A 21,245-nucleotide genomic window follows, 5' to 3' on the forward strand; every position below is an offset into this window, starting at 1 on the left:
GTGACGTATTAATCATCGGAGGCGGCGAGTCAGGCGCCCACTGTGCTTATTTTTTGAGCGAAACAGATCTGAATGTTGTTTTAGTTGAAATGGATCGTGCCGGCAGCGGAAGTTCCAGTATAAATACCGGACTGCTGCAATATTCGAATGATAAAATGCTTACAGCTTGCGCAAACTCCTTTGGCCGGGAGAAAGCTGTCAGACATTACCGGATTTGTGAACAGGCACTGAAAGGATTAGAAAAGCTGGTTCCGTCCCTATCAATCAATCCCTGACTTTAAATAAGAGAGAGTCTCTATTATGCATCTGAGGAGGCAGACGCAGAAGCATTGAGAAAGGAATATGACATGCTGAAGAAGAATTCCTTTCAGACACAGTGGCTGACCGCTTCCGATATCAAAAGGATGTATGGATTTAACAAACCGGCAGCGATTTTATCGGGAGGTGACGCAGAAGTTAACCCTTATAAGCTCGCACTTTCTCTTATTGATGCTGCGGCAGCTCGGGGCGTGCGTGTTTTTGAAAAGACAGAGGTCACCGGGAGGAAATTTGAGCAAAGCCATGCCATCATGTATACAGCAGACGGGGCAAGTATTAAAACCAAGAAGGTGATCATGGCAGCCGGGTACCGCAATCAGGAAATCAGACGCGAACAGAATGCTGTTTTGTCCAGTACCTATGCAATCGCCACTAACAGGCTTAAAGAGAAAGAAATCTGGCATGGTCAAACGCTTATATGGGAAACAGCAAGACCTTATTTATACATAAGAACGACTGCCGATAACCGAATTTTAGCAGGAGGGCTAGATGAAGGAACCATAGAAGCAGGAAAAATAGATTCGAAGCTGATCAATAAAAGAGATCAGCTCCTGATGGAAGTGAAAAAGCTCTTTCCTGAACTGAAGCTTGAGGCTGAATACTTCTGGGGAGCTGTGTTTGGAAGTACTCATGACGGGCTTCCGATGATTAAAGAATATCCTGAGCTGCCGCACTGCCTGTTTTTGCTGGGCTACGGCGGAAATGGCACAATTTACAGCCACATGCTCGCAAGCCTCATCCGGGACCATATAACAGGGAAGCAGAATGATGACTTGCAGATATATATGCAGAGATAATCTTATTTCTGTTCCAGATGCTGATGAAAAAACAGCTCTGTTCTTCTCTGAAGATAAGAGGCAATCACAGACAGAACGGTAACCGTTAATATGCTTTTTACCTGTATCCATAATTCATTCGAAAGATCTTTAAAAAGATCCCTGGATGCCTCGATCTTTTTTAAGATTTCCTCCTCCATTTCGTGCTCAGATAAGGAGAAAACTGTTATGGACTCCATTCTTTCGAGGATCTCCCCATATGCGGCATAATAAGTCAAAGGAGAGATTAAGTCATCGCTTCGGTCTGATATCGTATTAAATAAGCTCATTAAGAGCTGCCTGATTGTATCAAAATCAAAAACCGATTTTAAATCTCTGACAATCAGCAGGATGGCAGCCTGTTCAATTGAATACTTTTTGCCAAGCTCAGGTGCACCGATCAACTCTTTTATATCCCGCTTAATCCAGTTCTGAATGGAAGTTGACTTCAGCGACGTCAATTCACACAGCTTTGCAAGTGCTACAATTTCATTTGTTGATAGGCCTCTTGGGAATGGTTTCTGATTTTTTATAAAATCAGGCAATACCTCTTCTGATCTGTTTTTCCGGATGCCTAACTGGTTAAGCAGTTCAAGCGGAGTTTGTCCGCTTTCACCCTTTAAAGCAAGCAGCAGTCTGGCCATATCAGATCGCTTTAACTGAATTGTACTCATCGCACACCTCTTTTCTGATCATTTAGTTCCCCTTGAAAAGGTTCGATTTTCCTGAGTTTACCAAAGTGTTTTTAGTTGCTTTCTCTTATGTATTTTAATTATAATACGATTATAAAACAAGTTCACTTGAACTCAAAATGATGGAGGTGCAAGATGGCTAAACGAATTTTCCTTTTTATTTTAACAAATATTCTTGTGCTTATTACAATTGGTGTTGTCCTCTCGCTTTTAGGCGTTGGATCATATGTGAATGCATCGGGTGGGATCGATTTCATAAGCTTGCTTGTTTTCAGTGCAGTCGTAGGTTTTACCGGGTCATTTATTTCACTCCTGATGTCTAAATGGATGGCAAAAATGATGATGAGGGTCAAGGTTTTAAAGCCTGATCAATCACTGTCAGTTTATGAAAGAAATCTCGTAGACCGTGTTCATAGATTATCAAGAGCTGCCGGTATAACGAAGATGCCGGAAGTGGGAATCTATCAATCTCGCGAGGTGAATGCCTTTGCAACAGGTCCTTCAAAAAACAATTCACTTGTAGCCGTATCTACCGGACTCCTTGAGGAAATGGATGATGCAGCGGTTGAAGGAGTGCTTGCCCATGAGGTTGCGCATATATCAAACGGTGATATGGTGACAATGACATTGCTTCAAGGTGTTGTAAATACATTTGTTGTGTTCCTTGCTAGAATTGCAGCATGGGCAGCATCGAGATTTGTCAGAGAATCTATGGCACCAATTGTTCACTACATTGCGATTCTTATTTTCCAGCTGCTGTTCTCGATTCTTGGCAGTCTTGTGGTCTGTGCCTATTCCCGCCATCGTGAATTCCATGCAGATAATGGCGGAGCGGATCTTGCCGGCAAGGACAAAATGGTTCATGCGCTTCGTGCTCTTAAAGGATACACACAGCGGATCAACAACGAACAATCCTCCGTTGCGACGCTGAAAATCAGCGGTAAACGCGGTCTCTCTCTATTTTCAACACATCCTGACTTAGATGAGAGAATTCGCCGTTTAGAAGCCAAATAAACAGGGAAAAGCAGATGGGACTATGATCTCATCTGCTTTTTTCGTTTTTTAGAAGTTATATAGTCAATAGATTTTAGATAATGAAATAAAGTATATACGGCCAGTTCCGGCGCCTAAATCCTCGGTCAGAACGAATCCGCCATAAAAGCAAACCCGGACTTTTCTGCCCGAATTCTTAACTGCCTGTCGGAGCGGGCCTTGGCACCTGCGCTTTTGTCCTTGAAATTTTCTTTAGGTATGATTTATTCGGTTCGTGTTGAAAATGAACATAGGCCGGAAACAAAATCTTTCTGCATAAAATTTCCGATTACCCCTTTTCAGATGCCCTGCTTTTCATTATGATAGAGAACATGCGGTTAACCCCACTATTTAAGGAATGAACAATACCAATGAAACGATTTAAATTATTCTTGCAAAAATTAACTCCGTTTCAGCTGATAGCAGCCTATTACATTATCGCAGTCAGCGTTTCGGTTGCCTTGCTGAGCCTTCCTGTCGCCCATCAAGAAGGGGTGGAATGGGGATTTATGGATGGCCTTTTTACAGCTGTAAGCGCAGTAAGCGTGACTGGATTAAGTGTTGTTAATTTATCAGAAACTTTAACCGTACCAGGTATTTTTATCCTCATGTTTGTTCTTCAGTTCGGTGGAATTGGAGTCATGACGCTCGGTTCTTTTATCTGGCTGATAGTCGGGAAACGAATTGGCCTCAGAGAGAGAAGATTAATCATGGCGGATCAAAATCAATATGCACTTTCGGGAATTGTAAATTTGATGAAGCAAATTTTGCTTTTGATCCTTATTATCGAGTTCAGCGGCGGCATGATCCTCGGCATCTATTTCCTGAAATACTATCCTACATGGCAAGAAGCTTTCCTGCACGGCTTTTTTAATTCTGTAAGTGCAACTACCAATGGCGGCTTTGACATTACGGGTGCTTCGATGATTCCATATGCTGATGATTACTTCATTCAATTTGTCATTATTCTTTTGATTACATTAGGCGCAATCGGCTTCCCTGTTTTAATAGAGGTGAAAACCTTTTTATTCAGCAAAAAGGGAAAATACCGTTTTACGCTTTTTACTAAACTTACGACGGTTACATACGGTTTGCTGGTTATTGGCGGCACAGTAATGATTGCATTGCTCGAGTTTCAATTTTTCTTTCAGGACAAATCATGGCATGAAACCTTTTTCTACTCGCTGTTTCAGTCAACCGCAACGAGAAGCGGCGGGCTGGCAACTATGGATGTCAGCCTGTTTTCAGAGGCAACACTGCTGATTTTATGTATTTTGATGTTTATCGGTGCCTCCCCGAGCTCAGTCGGCGGCGGAATCCGGACCACAACATTCGCGCTGAATTTACTGGCGCTTTACCACTTTGCAAAAGGGAACAAAACGATCAAAATCTTCAAAAGAGAACTGCACGAGGATGATGTGAAAAAGTCACTGGTAGTTACTTTGATGGCTTTCGTTCTTTGCTTCACATCCGTGTTTATCCTATCCATTACGGAAAGTTTTACCTTCATCGAAATCCTGTTTGAAGTATGCTCGGCATTCGGGACAACGGGGCTTTCAATGGGAATTACACCTGATTTGAGCACCATAGGAAAATGCATCATTATGATCCTCATGTTCATCGGCAGAATTGGCATTGTAACCTTTATCTACATTATCGGTTCAAAAGAAGCAAAACCAAATTATCATTATCCAAAAGAACGTGTCATTATTGGATAAATAAAAGAAGCGGGCGTGTGTTATGCGCCTGCTTTTTTATGGGCCTGAAGAGTAAGAACCATCAATCAGGAAAATAATCCCTTGTCTGTGCTATACTTAAACTATTAACAAATGGGAGAGATCAGATATTGTGAAAAAGAGTTATATATTAGCCGCAATTGTCTTGCTGGTCTTCATTTTAGGCGCCTGTTCTAAAGGGCCGACGCCTGAAGAGAGATTTCAGGAATATGTGAGCCTCTGGAATGAGCAAAAATTTAACGAAATGTACGATTTCTTATCGGCAGACGCAAAAAGCAAAATGACAGAAAAAGAGTTTACAGTCCGATACAAAAAAATCTATCAATCCATAGAAGTCAGCAGTTTGAAAGTTACATATGACAAACCGGAAGAGGAAGCAGACAGGGGAGATGAGAAAAAAGCTTCTCTGCCATATGCTTTAAAGATGGAAACACTTGCTGGTCCCGTGGAATTTGAACAGGATGCTGTTTTTGTCCAAGAAGAAACGGATAAAGAAGAAAATTGGTTTTTAGCGTGGAATCCATCGATGATTTTCCCGCAGCTGAAAGAAGGAGATGCTGTCCGCGTTTCTGAAATCAAGCCCCTGCGGGGAAGCATCTTTGATAAATACGGAAAAGGAATTGCCATTCAGGCGAAAGTTCCTGAAATTCAAGTGGTTCCCGGTCAGCTTGGCGACAACCCTGAAAAAGTAAAGGCGGAAGCTGCGAAACTGCTGAATCTTTCTGTTGAAGATATAGATGCAAAGCTTTCAGCCAACTGGGTAAAGCCGGATGTCTCTGTACCGATCATGAAAGTCGATCCAGCGAATAAAGAGCTGCTTAAAAAAGTAACCTCTCTTCCGGGCTTTCAAAAAGCAGATGTTGACAGCAGATATTATCCGCAGGGAGAGAGTTCTGCCCACCTATCCGGATATGTCGGCAGCATTTCAGCGGAGCAGCTTGGGGACTTAAAGGATAAAGGGTATACAAGCACCTCACAAATCGGAAAAGCCGGGCTTGAATATGTGTACGAGGAACGCCTGAGAGGAAAATCGGGCTATAGAATTTTTATTGATTCTTCAAATGAAACAATTGCTGAAACACCTGCGGAAAATGGGGAAGACATCACGGTAACAATTGATTCCGGTCTGCAAAAGCAGCTGTATAATCAGCTGAAAGGGGACTCTGGAACAGCGGTGGCTCTTCATCCTAAAACAGGAGAAACCCTTGCAATGGTCAGCAGTCCGTCCTATAATCCGAATCAATTTGTATTTGGCATGTCAGGGGCAGCGTACCAAGCATTGGCTGAAAACCCGCATAAACCGCTTAGTGCAAAATTCAACAAAACCTTTTCACCTGGTTCTACATTTAAGCCAATAACAGCAGCTGTCGGTTTAAAGACCGGGAGCATTGAGCCTGAAGCTGTTAAGAAAATTACTGGCCCATCATGGCAAAAAGGACCTGAATGGGGCAAATATACAATTACGAGAGTTTCTGATAAATATTCATCTGTTAATCTCGAACGTGCTCTTGTCTCATCAGATAATATCTATTTTGCTCAAGCTGCTTTAGATATAGGACCTGAAGCCTTTAAAAAGGGCTTGGAGGAATTTGGATTCAGTGAAGAGATTGATTATCCATTTCCAATCGCGACTTCCTCCATTTCAACTTCAGATTTAGCAGCAGAAGAAATTCTTCTTGCAGACTCAGGATATGGACAAGGTGAAGTGCAGATGAGCCCTATGCATCTGGCCGCAGCCTATACTGTCTTTTTGAACGAAGGAAGCATGTTGAAGCCTTATCTTGAGAAAAAAGAGCAGCCTGCGCCTGTGATTTGGAAAGAAGCGATTGTCAGCCCAGAGAACACCTCCATTATTTTGTCTGATTTAATCAAAGTCGTTGAAGATCCAACCGGAACTGCTCATGACCCGAAATTACCGAATATTAAGCTTGCCGGCAAAACAGGAACCGCTGAACTGAAAACGACAAAGGAAGAAATCGGAAAGGAAAATGGCTGGTTTGTCGGGATGAACACGGAAAATCCTGAACTTCTGATTACTATGATGATTGAGGATGTGAAGGACCGTGGAGGCAGTCACTACGTCGTTCCGAAGGTTAAACAAGTATTTTCAAGCTATATGAAGTAACAGTACCCTAAAGCGAAGTAGTTCAGATAAAAATGTTGGGCATTAATTGGGTTGGAACCGCGGTATTCAGAGCGCGTATGGTACCTTGAAACAAGCAAAATCTTGGTTTTGTGTACTCATAGAGTGCGTATGGTACCCTGAAACAGGAAAAATCTGTGTTTTGTGTACTCATAGAGTGCGTATGATACCCTGAAACAGGAAAAATCTGTGTTTTGTGTACTCATAGAGCGCGAATGGTACCCTGAAAGAGGAAAAATCTGTGTTTTGTGTACTCATAGAGCGCGAATGGTACCCTGAAAGAGGAAAAATCATAGTTTTGTGTACTCATAGAGTACGTATGATACCCTAAAATGGGTAAAATTTTGGTTTTGGGTACACAAAGAGCGCGAATGGTACCCTGAAAGAGGAAAAATCTGTGTTTTGGGTACACAAAGAGTGCGAATGATACCCTAAAACGGGCAAAATTATGGTTTTGGGTACTCAAAGAGCGCGAATGGTACCTTAAAGAGGCAAACATCATGGTTTGGGTACTCAAAGAGCGCGAATGGTACCCTGAAACAGTCAAAATCGTGGTTTTGGGTACACAAAGAGCGCGTATGGTACCCTGAAACAGTCAAAATCCTAGTTTTGGGTACTCAAAGAGTACGAATGATACCCTAAAAAAGGTAAAATCCTAGTTTTGGGTACACAAAGAGTGCGTATGGTACCCTAAAACAGGCAGAATCCCAGTTTTGGGTACTCAAAGAGCGCGAATGGTACCCTAAAACAGTCAAAATCATAGTTTTGGGTACTCAAAGAGTACGAATGATACCCTAAAACATGAAAAATCCTGGTATTGGGTACTCAAAGAGTACGTATGGTACCCTTAAACAGGCAGAATCCTGGTTTTGGGTACTCAAAGAGTACAAATGATACCCTAAAACATGAAAAATCCTAGTTTTGGGTACTCAAAGAGTACAAATGATACCCTAAAACATGAAAAATCCTAGTTTTGGGTACTCAAAGAGTACGAATGATACCCTAAAACAGGCAAAATCCCAGTCTTGGGTACTAAAAGAGTACGAATGATACCCTAAAACAGTTAAAATCCCAGTCTTGGGTACTAAAAGAGTACGAATGATACCCCAAAACGGGCAAAATCCTAGTTTTGGGTACTCAAAGAGTACGAATGATACCCTAAAACAAGCAAAATGCTGGTTTTGGGTACTCAAAGAGTACGAATGATACCCCAAAACAGGCAAAATCCTAGTTTTGGGTACTCAAAGAGTACGAATAATACCCTAAAACAGTCAAAATCCTAGTTTTGGGTACTCAAAGAGTACGAATGATACCCTAAAACATGAAAAATCCTAGTTTTGGGTACTCAAAGAGTACGAATGATACCCTAAAACATGAAAAATCCTGGAATTGGGTACTCAAAGAGTACGTATGATACCTAAAACATGAAAAATCCTAGTTTTGGGTACTCAAAGAGTACGAATGATACCCTAAAACAGGCAAAATCATAGTTTTGGGTACTCAAAGAGTACGAATGATACCCTAATACAAGAAAAATCCTGGTATTGTGTACCCAAAGAGCGCGTATGGTACCCTAAAACAGGCAGAATCCCAGTTTTGGGTACTCAAAGAGTGCATATGATACCCTATAACAAACAAAATCCTGATTTTAGCAGTCGTAATACTTGAAACCGCAAATGAGGACCACAATCGTAAGCAATGGGGTCGCTAATCAACCACTCAAATTAGAAAAAGAGGTATTCAATCAGCATTTTTGAGGACCTCTTATGTGCTAAAAAAGAAGCTATTGCCGCCGGCAATAGCTTCTTTTTATGAATTCATAAATGTTTTGATCGCTTCTCTATTTTCCTCAATATTTATATCTAAAACAGATCCGGCTCCGTCGTATCTGGCATTTTCAAAGCTGCCGTCAACTGGGATGCGCATGGTTTCAAGATCGGATTTATTCGTGATAATATCTTTTGCGATGAAAATGCCTGTAGACGTATCCACATTCGTATTAATATAAGGTGTTATCACTCCAGCGAGTTTAGGCAATTTGGTTACACCCTCTATAGTGAGCATATCTTTCATTAAAAGATTCATAACTTCCTGCTGGCGTTTTACTCTGCCGAAATCACTGTCGGCTCCGCCGCGGTAGCGCACGTATCCCAATAGGTGCTCACCATCTAGCTTCTGAAGACCAGGCTCGATCGTTACACCGATTTTTTCCGACATTTGACTCTCAACATTTATTTCTACGCCTTCTGGAAATGCTGTATCAATCATGCTTTCAAACCCCTTGAAGTCAATAATGGCATAGTGCTGGATATCGATATCAAAGTTATGCTTGATTGTTTCGCGAAGCAGGTCGGGACCGCCTATAGCAAATGCGGCATTTATTTTGTTCTGTCCGTGTCCCGGAATTTCCACGTAGGAATCACGCATAATGGAAAGCAGCTTTGGCTTATTTGTGTTTTCATTATACTGAGCAATCATGATTGTATCTGTGCGGGCATGCTTTTCTCCTCTTGAATCACTGCCCAGCACCAGAACATTGGTGTTTCCATTTTCATCTTTTTGGCCATTAAATGTATATTCAGTTTTTTTTATGTTTGCTTCTGCTGCTGTTTTATTCATGCCTGATACAAATTGATCGTAGGCGAACCAGCCAATTCCAGCAAACAGAAGAGTCAGGATAGAGAAAAAGACCAATACTTTCTTTTTGCCGCTCTTTTTCTTTTGTATATGAATATCTGAACGCATGAATTACCCTCATTTCTTTAAAACATTGGTACTGTTTATATTATACTTGCTTTTGGCGATTAAATGGGATGTTAGATTGTGGTAGTTATTAATTGCAAGCTCAATATCCTATTTTAAAGGATTTCACGTCTGGTGAAAAGAGAAAGATGAATTAGGATCCTCTGTTAAGGGATATATGTATTTCTTAACAAAACTTAACAATCCTTTACCTGAACTTTAGATGCGCTTCATTCTGGCGTGCTACGTTAGAAGCATCAAAAGGAGGGAAGCCGATTTGAGACATACTGTGAAAATTGCATCCATGTTCTTTTTATTCTTTTTTATCCTTTTTCTTGCTTCTGTCTATGGCGGGAGCCAGGGACGAGCTGGTACAGATGAAAATCAGCTGTCAGAGGTTCATTTGCTTGGAATGAATGATTTGCATGGACAGCTCAATACGCATTCCGTGCTTTCAGGCAAAAAAGTCGGTGGTGCAGAGTATCTTTCTGCTCATGTAAACAGGCTGAGACAGGAACACGAACACACGATGCTTGTTCATGCAGGTGATATGACAGGCGGAAGTCCCCCTATTTCTTCTCTTTTTCAAGATGAACCGACCGTTCAATTTTTAAATCAGCTGCGTGTTGATGTCGGCACTCCCGGAAATCATGAGTTTGACCAGGGAGCAAACGAACTGACACGGCTTGTAGGCGGCGGATTCCATCCAAAAACAGGTTTCTTCAAAGGCACTCATTCGGATTATATATCAGCAAACGTCATCAATAAAGCAACAGGAAAACCGATGTTTCCCTCATATTCCATAAAAGAAATTGACGGGGTCAAAATTGGATTTATAGGAGTCGTCACAACAGAGACCAATCAATTCCTGCTGCCGGAGAATCAAGATCAAATTGAAATCATTGATGAAGTAACGGCTATCAATCAGACAGTTGAACAGCTTAATAAAAAAGGGATCAAATCCATCGTCGTTCTGGCGCACGTTGCAGCGAAGTCAGATAATAACGGGAAGAACGCAAGTGAAGCTTTGACCGAGATGGCGCCAATAATAAGTGATGAAGTTGATGTGATCTTCGGAGCGCACAGTCATCATCATGCCAACACGGTCGTAGATAACAAGCTTATCGTACAAAGCTACTCGTACGGGAAAGCTCTCTCAGACGTGACATTAACGATAGACCGAAAAAAGAAGGAAATTGTTCAAAAAGAGGCTGAGATTGTTTTAACTGATCACAAATCCGTCAAGCCTGATCAATCAGCCCTTCAATTAATTAAGAAATATCAGGATAAGCTTGGAGAAGAATACAGCACACCCATTGGAAGACTTCCTCAAAATTTATCAAGAAAAAAGAATGATCAAGGTGAATCACCATTAGCTGGCTTCATAGCAAGCGCTCTGAACGAGGAAATGAACACAGAGATATCCATGGTGCACCATGGCGGAATACGCGAAAGCTTAAAAGAGGGAGATATTACAAAGCAGCAGTTAATTGCAGCTCTTCCTTTTCACCATTACGCAGTAAAGGTGTCTATGACAGGAAAAGAATTAAAGAACATTCTTGAACAGCAGTGGGCTTTAAAGGAAGAAAATTTGCTGCAGACAGAAGGAATTACCTTTTCCATCAATCGAAACGCTCCTTCAGGCGAAAGGATAAGTGAGTTAAAGACCGCTCAGGGAGAAATGATTCAGGATAACAGTACCTATACTGTCGCAACAAGCAACTACCTTGCTTCAGGCGGTGACGGATTTAAGGGGTTTAAACAAACAGATTTAGTCAAAAAGGGACCTGAACTATCAGAACTTCTCTCAAACTATTTGATTGTTAATCAATAAATAGATGTTTTACCGGAAGCAGCGACATGCTGCTTCTTTTTTTCGACAAAAAACGTATTGAAAATGACCATTTGTTTGTCATCTATGATGGAAGCTGTTTCATCTAGATTCCGATGTACCACGAGCACAACATTCATTTTGAAAAAAATTCAAATGATACAGTGTCAAACCATGATAATATGCCGATTTCAGAAGAAATGGATTCCATCTCATTCAGAAAAATGCTTACTCATGCAAAAGGGCTATTCATAAAAATGACCGTTTTGAAAAACAAATCAGTTTATGGTTATATCACTAACGTATTCACAGGTTAAATTGTTTTTGATTCACCGATCGATGTATATTTCATTTCAGCATATCAAATCACTGATTCCCTATAACAATAATGAAACACCTTATGCACTAGCAGGAGGGGACCTCCCAATTCAACACTCTAATCTCCCGCTCGCAAGAACGTTTGAAGAACAAGTTAAAAAACTGACAGGCAAGGTTGTCATCTTGACCTTGGGGAAGAGGAAAAAAAGGTAGGGCACCTGAAATCCATCAATCAAAATATAGTCACGGTCATCACAGCAATAAGAGAAGAAGTGTACTGCAATACACGCCATATCAAAACTATTCACTTATCATGAAGCTTCTCAGAGCATATTTTCCCCCAATTCGGATGGTTTTGGGGAAAAATTGTGAATGATCCGATACATAAGCTAATCCTGTCCATATCCTGCATCTTTATCAGGATGCGTAAATGGGAAGCTCTCGGGCTTTTTTTTGCTTTCAATCAGCTCACGGTTCTCACTCGAATTCCAGCCGATGTCGTTTGTAGGATGCACCCATTGATCGCCGGACATGATGGCAGGATCGACCTCATCACTCCACTGATTCAAGGGGGATTGTTTGGAATCATAAAAACTGTCTCCAATTACGATGCCATGTTCATTTATGAATGGCTTTTGCATGCTGATACCTGTGCCTTTCCACGAAGGGGCGCTTGCCTGATGTGGAAGCGTTTCATCTAATGAATACTCATCTTTTTTGCTCATCCTGTTCACCTCCATTTTTAGTATGTTCTTATATACGGACTGATATGAAAGATTAGATCAGAAATTGGTTATCCTATTAAAAAGGAGTGATCAGCATGAATCAGGAATTTCCAGTAGCAATGCTTCAGGATGAATACTTGGAAAAAGTAAAGAAAATGGAAAATGAGCTGCGCGCTGAAACAGGCGAAGAGATCGTTCTCATTGCTTATCAGCACAAACAAGAACACAATTGACTCGTTTTCCCTCTCATAAGATGAAGAGAATGACTCACACTAAAAACAGTGAGGAATTCTCACACATCTTATGAGGGGGATTTTCATGAAAAGAAAAACTGCAAGAAATCAAGCGCTTAAAAACAATTTTACTCCGAAAGAAAGCCTGCCTGATACCGAATTCTCAAGCGAGGCTGCATACAGTCAGGAAAATCCGGCAAAAGGCGCTAACCGAAACAGTAAAAATGGAAGCAAAGGGCGTTCTGGAGGATCCTTCTCATGACAAAAAAAACACACAAAAGCGGAGACATCGAGCAGCATAAAAAGCCGATGGAACCAAGTCTTCTTGAAGAAGAGTTTGGAACGGAAATGGGCGATTACAATTCAGCCAAATTTATCGATGCTTTTGCGGAGAAAAAAGCGAAAAAATCTAAAAAAAGCGAAAAGCGAGAGTGTTAAGTCTCTCGCTTTTCGCTTTCCTTTTTAACTTACCTTATCTTCAAGCACTCGCTCAGTAACTGCATACGGTGATGTTATAAGCGTAATTGGATCATAGTGCACAAGCACAATGCTCTCTCCCATGATCAGCTCACCTGTTTTTAAGTAGGTATCCAGCTGGAACGGCACTTTATCAAGGACAGTGTGCTTGTATAAATCTTTTTCAGCAAATGCTTTCTTTTCAAACTCTTTACCAAGTAAACCTGGATTAGAGAGAATGGTTTGATACAGCTTGCTTCTTTCTGTTTTTGACAGCATATCATCCCACCATGGCTTGCGCGGTTTATGCTTTTGAGAAGACAGGTAATCAAACTTCATAAAGCCTTCTGCTATAGCTGCCTGCTCTTTATAATGAGAGGACAGGAAGGTGAAAAGGCGTTTAAATAAGTCTTCAAGCTGATGCCCGATGCGGACCCAGCCCTGTTCGTCCCAATACGTTCCGAATGCCTGGAAGAAGTCGAACGGTGTATCAAAGACATCTTTAATTAAATATTCAATCGTTGCATCCATACGATGGTCGTTCCAATACTTCTCTAATACATCCTCAACCTGCTTAATCTTCACAATGTCCTCAAACGGCAGCACATTGTTTTTCAAAATCTCATATGGAGAGTGATCCATATAGACGTAGTCATGATCGGAAGCTCGCAGGCGCAAACCAGTTCCCCTCAGCATTTTCAGGAAACCAAGCTGCATTTCTTCAGGACGCATTTCAAAGACGTCATTAAAGGTCTTGCGGAAAGAAGTATAATCTTCCTCGGGAAGACCTGCAATTAAATCAAGATGCTGGTCAATTTTTCCGCCTTCTTTCACCATTGTGACCGTACGTGTCAGCTTGCTGAAATTCTGGCGTCTCATGACAAGATCATTTGTCGCATCATTTGTAGACTGAACGCCGATTTCAAAACGGAACAAGCCTTTAGGTGCGTTATCATTTAAAAATTGAATGACCTCAGGACGCATGATGTCCGCGGTAATTTCAAACTGAAACACTGTTCCGGGCAGGTGCTCATCAATTAAAAATTGGAACATTTCCATCGCGTAGCTTCTGCTGATATTAAACGTGCGATCCACAAATTTAATCGTTTTAGCTCCGTTTTTCATCAAGTAGCGGATATCATCTTTTACTTTTTCGCGATCAAAATACCGGACGCCTACTTCGATCGATGAAAGACAGAATTGACAGCTGAACGGACAGCCTCTGCTCGTTTCAATATAAGTAACGCGCTTTGAGAGGTGAGGAATATCTTCTTTGAAACGGAAAGGAGAAGCCAGTTCTGCAAGATTAATTTTATTTCGCTGCGGATTAATGAAAATGCTGCCGTTCTCTCTATAGGCAATTCCGCTCACGTTTTTGAAGTTTTTTTCTGCCTGAAGCTCTTGTAGGAACTGTTTAAACGTTTCTTCTCCTTCACCAATGACGATATGGTCAACCTCTGGAATTTGTTCCATCCATTCTCTTGTATCGTACGTTACTTCCGGGCCGCCAAGAAGAATGATGAGCGATGGATTTATTTTTTTCATCATTTTAATAATCTTGATTGTTTCTTCTATGTTCCATATATAGCAGCTGAAACCGACGACATCAGGCTGCATGCGGAAAAGATCTGTTACGACATTCATCGCAGGATCCTTAATCGTATACTCAGCAAGCGTCACATCGAATTCAGGCTGTGCATGTGCTTTTAAACAGCGGAGGGCAAGACTTGTATGGATATATTTTGCATTTAATGTACTCAGTACAACTTTCATTTAAAACACCACTTCTACCTTAATTTTTGAATCAATCTATTCTATCATATTTTACCCATAAAAAAAGAAGGTTAAAAACATGGAAAAACCATCCCCTGGTACAGGTGATGGTTTGGTTTTTCGCTGGCTGAGATTTTTTCGGCAGCGATGTCCGGCTTCTCCTCTTTAAAGGCGGCGCCTTATCTAGTGTCCCTGGGCTGAAGTCGAACTCCGCTTTTCTAGCGGTATTGAACCTTCTCTTCTCTGTTCTTAAAGTATTTCCTCAAGTTTGTTGCTTTCAGCTCAATGATCGGCTGGGTCACAGTTTTGACAAAGTTTGTTGATAAGATAAACGTTAACAGAATCGACAGGAGAATAATCAGTGTGATGCTCTGATAATCCTTTAGCCACTCGAGAGCTTCGCTATTTCTGAACGATTTGACAATGAAACCGTGCAGCAAATAGACATAGAATGTTCTTGTTCCCCACTGAGTGAAGAAAAAGTTTCTCTTCGGTATAAGGGACAGGAAGCTAAAAGAAAGAACAAACGTCAAACTGTAAAACCCTAAACGAATGAATGCATTTACTGCGCCAACATCACCGAAAGCCGAATATGGCTTAGAGCCAAACAGCCATTCGTAATCAAAGTCGAGAAAGAAATAGGCAATAAACGTAACAAGCAATAATGCAATAGATGCTAAACGAACCCTTGCGGCTGTTAATTTCCTGAAATGTGACTTATTCAGGTAGAAGCCTGCTAAAAATAGCGGGAAGAACACAAATGTTCTTGATACACTTAAATAATTGCTTGCTGAGTCAATATAGCCGATTGCTATGCCGAGACCGATCGCAATCAGCATCGCAAGTCTCTTGTCGAGCTTTGTATAGGCGAATAAGAACAGATTCCAGAAGAACAAACTCATCAGGAACCACAATGACCAATGAGGATCTAATAGGTCAAGCGCAAGCGTATTTCCCGATTCAACTAAGAAGTAATACACTGAATAAATTCCCTGAAAGATCAAATAAGGAATGATCAGTTTTTTAAAGATTTTCTGCACATAGCCCTTTTTGTCATATCCTTTAGCAAAGAACCCCGAAATTAAGATAAAGGCCGGCATATGAAAAGTATAGACAAATTTATATACATTCAGCATAAATTCATTATCATCGATAAACGAGCGAATGACATGACCAAACACTACAAGTATGATCAGAATAAACTTCGCATTATCGAAATAGCTCTCACGATTTTTCATACAATCACCCATTTTCACAGAAGTCATAAGAGGCTTCCGAGTTTAGTTACCCCCACAAGCTATCTCATTTACCCTTTTACCCATCTAATAAAGAGTTTAAAACAGCCAAAATGGAATATAAGCCATTTTAATGGGATTGTAAAGAACATGTAAGGATAATGTAAAATGTTAAAATATTTGCATTTTTTGTCTGAATCGTTCTATTTGTGTAGGACCTTAGGAGTAAAAATGTCACTTAATCGAAAACGATGAAGGACAATTCATTTTTATGTTGAATTTAAGAAGGATGAAATTTTGCCCGGCGGCAAGGAGCGAAAAAAGCATGAGCCAAGTTATTAATAAATGTAAAATTACATCTTTGCAGGAGCAGATCAGGTTGCTGGAAATGGAAAACAAACGCCTTCTGGAAAACAGCCGTCAACATGAAATAGTCTTTGAAAGCGCAATGGAAGCAATTATCATTATTGATGAGACATTCCATTTTATAGATTGCAACAAATCAGCATGTCATCTTTTTCAGCTGACAAAAAAAGAAATGCAGAAGCGGAAAATGTGTGATTTTTTATCTCTTGTTCCTCATCAGCAGCTCCATAAGCAAGTGGAAGAAATGAAAGATCATGATCAGATATCAGATGAACTGATTATCAAGCTCGACAATGGACAAGTGAAATTCATCGAGATTTCCATTCAGAAAAACGCACTCGGAACAAAGCATTTAGCATTAATGCGCGATATTTCCTCAAACAAAATGCTTGAGCGGGAACGAACGATTAATGAGCAGCTCTTTAAAGATCTTTTTCACAGGGCTGTAGACGGAATCGTCATTTTTGATGGCAGCGGCCAGTTTATTGATGCCAACGGATCATTTTGTTCAAACTTTGAAATTGATAAAAGCAAGCTGAGTTCGTTTAAGCTGGATGATTTTATTGAATGGGAAAATCAATTTAAACTCGATAAGCTATGGTCGATCCTGAATGAAGGCGGCCGGGCTAAAGGGGAAATGCCTGTTCTCCTTCAGTCGGGAAGAAAAAAAGTATTTGAATTCACCTCAACATCAAATGTGCTGAGCGGATTCAATATGGCGATTATGAGAGATATTACCGATAAACGGAATATGGAAATGAAGCTCTTTAAAAGTGAGGAACGCTTCAGGGAGATATTTGAGAATGCAATCGATGCCATTATCATCTGGAACAATGACGGCAGAATCATCAGTGCCAATCAGTCAGCCTGCCGAACTTTTGAATTGTCCATCGGGAATTTAATCAGCAGCAGTATTTACGACTTTATAGACTTAAGAGATCTGAAGTTCAGAACTGCAAAAAAAGAATATTTGCGAAAAGGCGCCATCCGGGAGGAATTATTGTTTTACATGCCAAACGGCCAATGCAAACAGCTTGAATTCACATCAAAAATGGACGTAACAGATGGTCATCATTTAACCATTCTGAGGAATGTAAGCGACCGTAAACGCATGGAAAAAGAGCTTCGCGAAAGCGAGCAGAAGTTCAGGAAGATTTTTAACGGGGCAATGGATGGCATTGTGCTTATTGATGACAGCTACACGATTATCGACGCGAATCCGACGGCAAGTCATATCCTTGAAATTCCGCTTGACCAAATTCACAAATATAATCTGCACGAGCTGATTTCTTACGATAAAATAGAAGGGAATTCGATGTATTTTCTCGATGAAACGACAGAAGAAATCCCGTTTAAGCTTCAAAATAATAAAGAAAAAATCCTGGAGTTTTCATTAAAGCGGAACATTATTGAAAACATGAACCTGGCTATCTTCCGCGATATCACGGAAAAGAAAGAACTGGAAGAACGTTTGCGCAAATCAGACACACTGAGTGTAGTCGGCGAGCTCGCAGCGGGCATTGCGCATGAAATCCGCAATCCAATGACTGCTCTTAAGGGATTTATTCAGCTCCTTGAAGCGAATGTCAAAGAAGATTTCTCAATGTACTTCAATGTCATTACATCTGAACTGAGCAGAATTGAATCTATTATTACTGAATTCCTGATTCTGGCCAAGCCCCAGGCGATTTCCTATCAGGAAAAAGATGTGGTCACTATCATGAAGGAAACGATTGAGCTCCTTAATGCACAGGCCATCCTGGTAAATGTCCAGATTCAATTGAACCATAATGGTTCTGTTCCGCTTGTTTATTGTGAGCCAAACCAGCTAAAACAAGTATTTATTAATATTTTGAAAAATGCGATTGAAGTCATGCCAAGCGGAGGCACCATTCAAGTAGATATCATGCTGAAAAATGAAAAAGAACTTAAAATCTCCATTATTGATGAAGGATCCGGGATTCCTGAAGATAAAATCAAGCGGCTTGGGGAACCATTCTATACTACAAAAGAGAGGGGGACTGGGCTTGGTTTAATGGTCAGCTATAAAATTATTGAAGAGCACTGCGGCAAAGTGGAGGTTGAAAGCAAAGTTGGAAATGGGACGGCGTTTCACATCACGCTGCCTATCAAACAAAACATGTGAAAGGAAGCCTGATGCACTCATATACAGCAGTTGACACACCTATTGGCAAGGTGATCATTTCTGCAGATGATCATTTCATTACAAGGCTGTTTCTCACAGAGGAACAATTCGAAGATTATGTGCTGAATCACCCGATGCAGCAAGCAGATGATCATTTTTTATTAAAGGATGCAAAAAAACAATTAACGGACTATTTCGAAGGCATGAGAACATCTTTTCAGCTGCCTTTCAAGCAGGCAGGAACAGCTTTTCAAGAACAGGTGTGGTCTGCACTTTCAGAGATTCCTTATGGAGAGTCCCGTACGTACCTCGATATCGCAGTCAAAATCGGCAAACCAAAAGCAGTCCGTGCAGTCGGACAGGCAAACAAGAAAAATTCGCTGCCGATTTTCATCCCATGTCACCGCGTGATTGGCGCTAAAGGAATGCTGACAGGCTATGCAGGCACAAAAACAGATCTAAAGGCAGTCCTTCTTGATCTTGAAAAAATTTCTTACCAAGCGTAATTTGCTTGTCACATAATTACCCGCGCGACATATTATTTAGTATCGTTAAAAAAGTTGCCTCAGCGCAAAAAGGGTGAGTACGATGGGAATGTGGAAACGTCCGAATAAACTCGCATTCTATGCTGATTTATTTCTAAAAATGAATGTCATTACAGAGGATCAGAAAAAGACGATTTTGACCAAAAAGTAAAGGAGTTAAAGCAATAGCTTGAGCTCCTTTATTTTAAAAAAAGGGGAGTTTAAATGAATGATCCAAAAGACGAAAAGGGGATTCACACCGATTTTATCAATCGGATGACATACGGGGAGTATCTTCATTTAGGACCGCTGCTGAGCAGCCAGAACCGGTTATCTGGCCATCATGATGAAATGCTGTTCATTATCATCCATCAAGTAAGCGAGCTGTGGATGAAGCTGATCCTTCATGAATTGAATGCAAGCATCGAATCCATTGAAAAAGGGGAATTGTCTATGGCTTTTAAAATGCTTGCGCGCGTATCAAAAATTCAATCCCAAATCATTGAAGCCTGGGACGTTCTTTCAACTTTAACACCATCAGAATACGTTCAGTTCCGCGACAAGCTTGGACAGGCATCAGGCTTCCAGTCTTTTCAATACCGGATGATTGAATTTGCATTGGGGTACAAAACCACACATGTCCTGGAAATTTATAAAAAAGATCCAGACCTGCACCGCGAGCTGACTGAAGCTCTCCATAAACCAAGCATCTATGACGTTTCCATTAAAGCACTTTCAGCAGCAGGCCTGCCTATTCCTGATGAAACACTGAACAGGGATGTAACCGTAACTTACAAAGGTGATCCTGCCGTTGAGTCTGCATGGCTTGAGGTGTATCGCAGCCCAGAGGCGTACTGGGACTTATACGAACTTGCTGAAAAACTGATTGATATTGAAGATTGGCTGCAGCAATGGCGCTTCAGGCATATGAAAACAGTAGAACGCATTATTGGCTTCAAAAAAGGAACAGGCGGATCTTCCGGAGTCACCTATTTAAAGAAAGTCCTTGATCACCGGTTCTTTCCGGAGCTTTGGGATATACGGACGAAGCTGTAAAGATTTAAAAAATGCCCATTTCCAGCTGGATTTGGGCATTTTTTAGCGGAATTTTTCAATAAAGTGAACGTTACTCAGTGCAGGAAGTGTCCAACTTGCATCAATCGTGTTTTAACCAGGAAGAACGAGTCTCCAATTCGCAGAAATCATGGTTCAATTCGCAAAAACCGTCTTCCAATTCGTAAAATTGAATCTCCAACTCGCAGAAATTATGATCCAATTCGCAAAAATCGGGATTTAACTCACAATCCTACATCTTGAGCATGAAAACAATGGAAAATTACTCATTTTTTAATGCAGTGCTAATTAGTGTGAACGACCTGTTATTCATAAGGACCAAACCGTATGCAGTGGCTCAATTCGTAAGAAGCGTGTTCCAATTCGTAAAATTGAATCTCCAACTCGCAGAAATTATGATCCAATTCGCAAAAATCGGGATTTAACTCACAATCCTACATCTTGAGCATAAAAACAATGGAAAATACTCATTTTTTAATGCAGTGCTAATTAGTGTGAACGACCTGTTATTTATAAGGACCAACCCGTATGAAGTGGTTCAATTCGCAAAAACCGTGTTCCAATTCGCAAAAAAGAGTCTCCAACTCGCAGAAATTATGATCCAATTCGCAAAAATCGGGATTTAACTCACAATCCTACATCTTGAGCATAAAAACAATGGAAGATTACTCATTTTTTAATGCAGTGCTAATTAGTGTGAAAGACCTGTTATTTATAAGGACCAACCCGTATGAAGTGGTTCAATTCGCAAAAACCGTGTTCCAATTCGTAAAATTGAGTCTCCAACTCGCAGAAATTATGATCCAATTAGCAAAAATCGGGATTTAACTCACAATCCTACATCTTGAGCATAAAAACAATGGAAAATTACTCATTTTTTAATGCAGTGCTAATTAGTGTGAACGACCTGTTATTTATAAGGACCAACCCGTATGAAGTGGTTCAATTCGCAAAAACCGTGTTCCAACTCGCAGAAATTATGATCCAATTCGCAAAAATCGGGATTTAACTCACAATCCTACATCTTGAGCATGAAAACAATGGAAAATCACTCATTTTTTAATGCAGTGCTAATTAGTGTGAACG

General features: G+C 40.7%; 15 protein-coding genes and 1 pseudogene. 11 read left to right on the top strand and 5 right to left on the bottom strand.

The features are described 5' to 3' along the window. Positions 1 to 14 precede the first annotated feature (14 nt). Positions 15 to 1,115, top strand: a pseudogene (locus LIT25_08485) (FAD-binding oxidoreductase). A 2-nt stretch (positions 1,116 to 1,117) separates the two neighbouring features. Here the strand turns inward: LIT25_08485 and LIT25_08490 are convergent. Continuing rightward, positions 1,118 to 1,807, bottom strand: a complete 690-nt coding sequence (locus LIT25_08490; protein ID USK35315.1) for a DUF1836 domain-containing protein — start codon at positions 1,805 to 1,807, stop codon at positions 1,118 to 1,120. 153 nt (positions 1,808 to 1,960) lie between these two features. Between LIT25_08490 and htpX the strand changes: the two genes are divergently transcribed. From htpX to LIT25_08505, 3 genes are all read left to right on the top strand, one after another. Beyond that, positions 1,961 to 2,839, top strand: coding sequence for a protease HtpX (gene htpX / locus LIT25_08495; protein ID USK35316.1), 879 nt, complete (start codon positions 1,961 to 1,963; stop codon positions 2,837 to 2,839). A gap of 389 nt (positions 2,840 to 3,228) precedes the next feature. After that, entirely contained in the window at positions 3,229 to 4,575 is a 1,347-nt protein-coding gene (locus tag LIT25_08500) for a TrkH family potassium uptake protein (protein USK35317.1), read from the top strand. A 130-nt stretch (positions 4,576 to 4,705) separates the two neighbouring features. After that, positions 4,706 to 6,718, top strand: coding sequence for a penicillin-binding transpeptidase domain-containing protein (locus LIT25_08505; protein ID USK35318.1), 2,013 nt, complete (start codon positions 4,706 to 4,708; stop codon positions 6,716 to 6,718). Positions 6,719 to 8,545: 1,827 nt separating this feature from the next. On the opposite strand, the gene LIT25_08510 is transcribed toward LIT25_08505, so the two are convergent. Further along, positions 8,546 to 9,481: an LCP family protein gene (locus tag LIT25_08510; protein USK35319.1), complete on the bottom strand. Its 936-nt coding sequence runs from the start codon at positions 9,479 to 9,481 to the stop codon at positions 8,546 to 8,548. Between the two features lie 274 nt (positions 9,482 to 9,755). On the opposite strand from LIT25_08510, the gene LIT25_08515 reads away from it, so the two are divergent. Next, positions 9,756 to 11,312, top strand: a complete 1,557-nt coding sequence (locus LIT25_08515; protein USK35320.1) for a bifunctional metallophosphatase/5'-nucleotidase — start codon at positions 9,756 to 9,758, stop codon at positions 11,310 to 11,312. 704 nt (positions 11,313 to 12,016) lie between these two features. On the opposite strand, the gene LIT25_08520 is transcribed toward LIT25_08515, so the two are convergent. Further along, positions 12,017 to 12,352 (bottom strand): DUF3905 domain-containing protein, encoded by a 336-nt coding sequence (locus LIT25_08520; GenBank protein ID USK35321.1) that lies wholly within the window; start codon positions 12,350 to 12,352, stop codon positions 12,017 to 12,019. Positions 12,353 to 12,447: 95 nt separating this feature from the next. On the opposite strand from LIT25_08520, the gene LIT25_08525 reads away from it, so the two are divergent. The 3 genes from LIT25_08525 (at position 12,448) to LIT25_08535 (ending at position 13,023) form a co-directional block, all read left to right on the top strand. Beyond that, positions 12,448 to 12,585 carry a hypothetical protein gene (locus LIT25_08525; protein ID USK35322.1) on the top strand — a complete coding sequence of 46 codons (138 nt, stop codon included), beginning with the start codon at positions 12,448 to 12,450 and terminating at the stop codon, positions 12,583 to 12,585. Positions 12,586 to 12,670: 85 nt separating this feature from the next. Beyond that, positions 12,671 to 12,847 (top strand): hypothetical protein, encoded by a 177-nt coding sequence (locus LIT25_08530; GenBank protein ID USK35323.1) that lies wholly within the window; start codon positions 12,671 to 12,673, stop codon positions 12,845 to 12,847. After that, on the top strand, positions 12,844 to 13,023 hold the full coding sequence (locus LIT25_08535; GenBank protein USK35324.1) for a hypothetical protein: 180 nt from the start codon (positions 12,844 to 12,846) through the stop codon (positions 13,021 to 13,023). The genes LIT25_08530 and LIT25_08535 overlap by 4 nt, the downstream gene beginning before the upstream one ends. Positions 13,024 to 13,047: 24 nt before the next feature. On the opposite strand, the gene LIT25_08540 is transcribed toward LIT25_08535, so the two are convergent. Together LIT25_08540 and LIT25_08545 are read right to left on the bottom strand one after the other, a co-directional pair. Further along, entirely contained in the window at positions 13,048 to 14,814 is a 1,767-nt protein-coding gene (locus LIT25_08540) for a B12-binding domain-containing radical SAM protein (protein USK35325.1), read from the bottom strand. A gap of 218 nt (positions 14,815 to 15,032) precedes the next feature. Further along, positions 15,033 to 16,052 carry an acyltransferase family protein gene (locus LIT25_08545; protein USK35326.1) on the bottom strand — a complete coding sequence of 340 codons (1,020 nt, stop codon included), beginning with the start codon at positions 16,050 to 16,052 and terminating at the stop codon, positions 15,033 to 15,035. Between the two features lie 322 nt (positions 16,053 to 16,374). Here LIT25_08545 and LIT25_08550 point away from each other — a divergent pair, with 322 nt between their 5' ends. The 3 genes from LIT25_08550 to kynA all read left to right on the top strand — a co-directional run bounded on the left by LIT25_08550 (position 16,375) and on the right by kynA (position 20,141). Further along, positions 16,375 to 18,561, top strand: coding sequence for a PAS domain S-box protein (locus LIT25_08550; GenBank protein ID USK35327.1), 2,187 nt, complete (start codon positions 16,375 to 16,377; stop codon positions 18,559 to 18,561). Positions 18,562 to 18,572: 11 nt separating this feature from the next. After that, positions 18,573 to 19,067, top strand: coding sequence for a methylated-DNA--[protein]-cysteine S-methyltransferase (locus LIT25_08555; protein USK35328.1), 495 nt, complete (start codon positions 18,573 to 18,575; stop codon positions 19,065 to 19,067). Positions 19,068 to 19,310: 243 nt separating this feature from the next. Then, positions 19,311 to 20,141: a tryptophan 2,3-dioxygenase gene (gene kynA, locus LIT25_08560; GenBank protein ID USK35329.1), complete on the top strand. Its 831-nt coding sequence runs from the start codon at positions 19,311 to 19,313 to the stop codon at positions 20,139 to 20,141. The last annotated feature ends 1,104 nt before the right edge of the window (positions 20,142 to 21,245 follow it).

Source organism: Bacillus sp. F19 (genome assembly GCA_023823795.1).
Taxonomy (GTDB): domain Bacteria; phylum Bacillota; class Bacilli; order Bacillales; family Bacillaceae; genus Bacillus_P.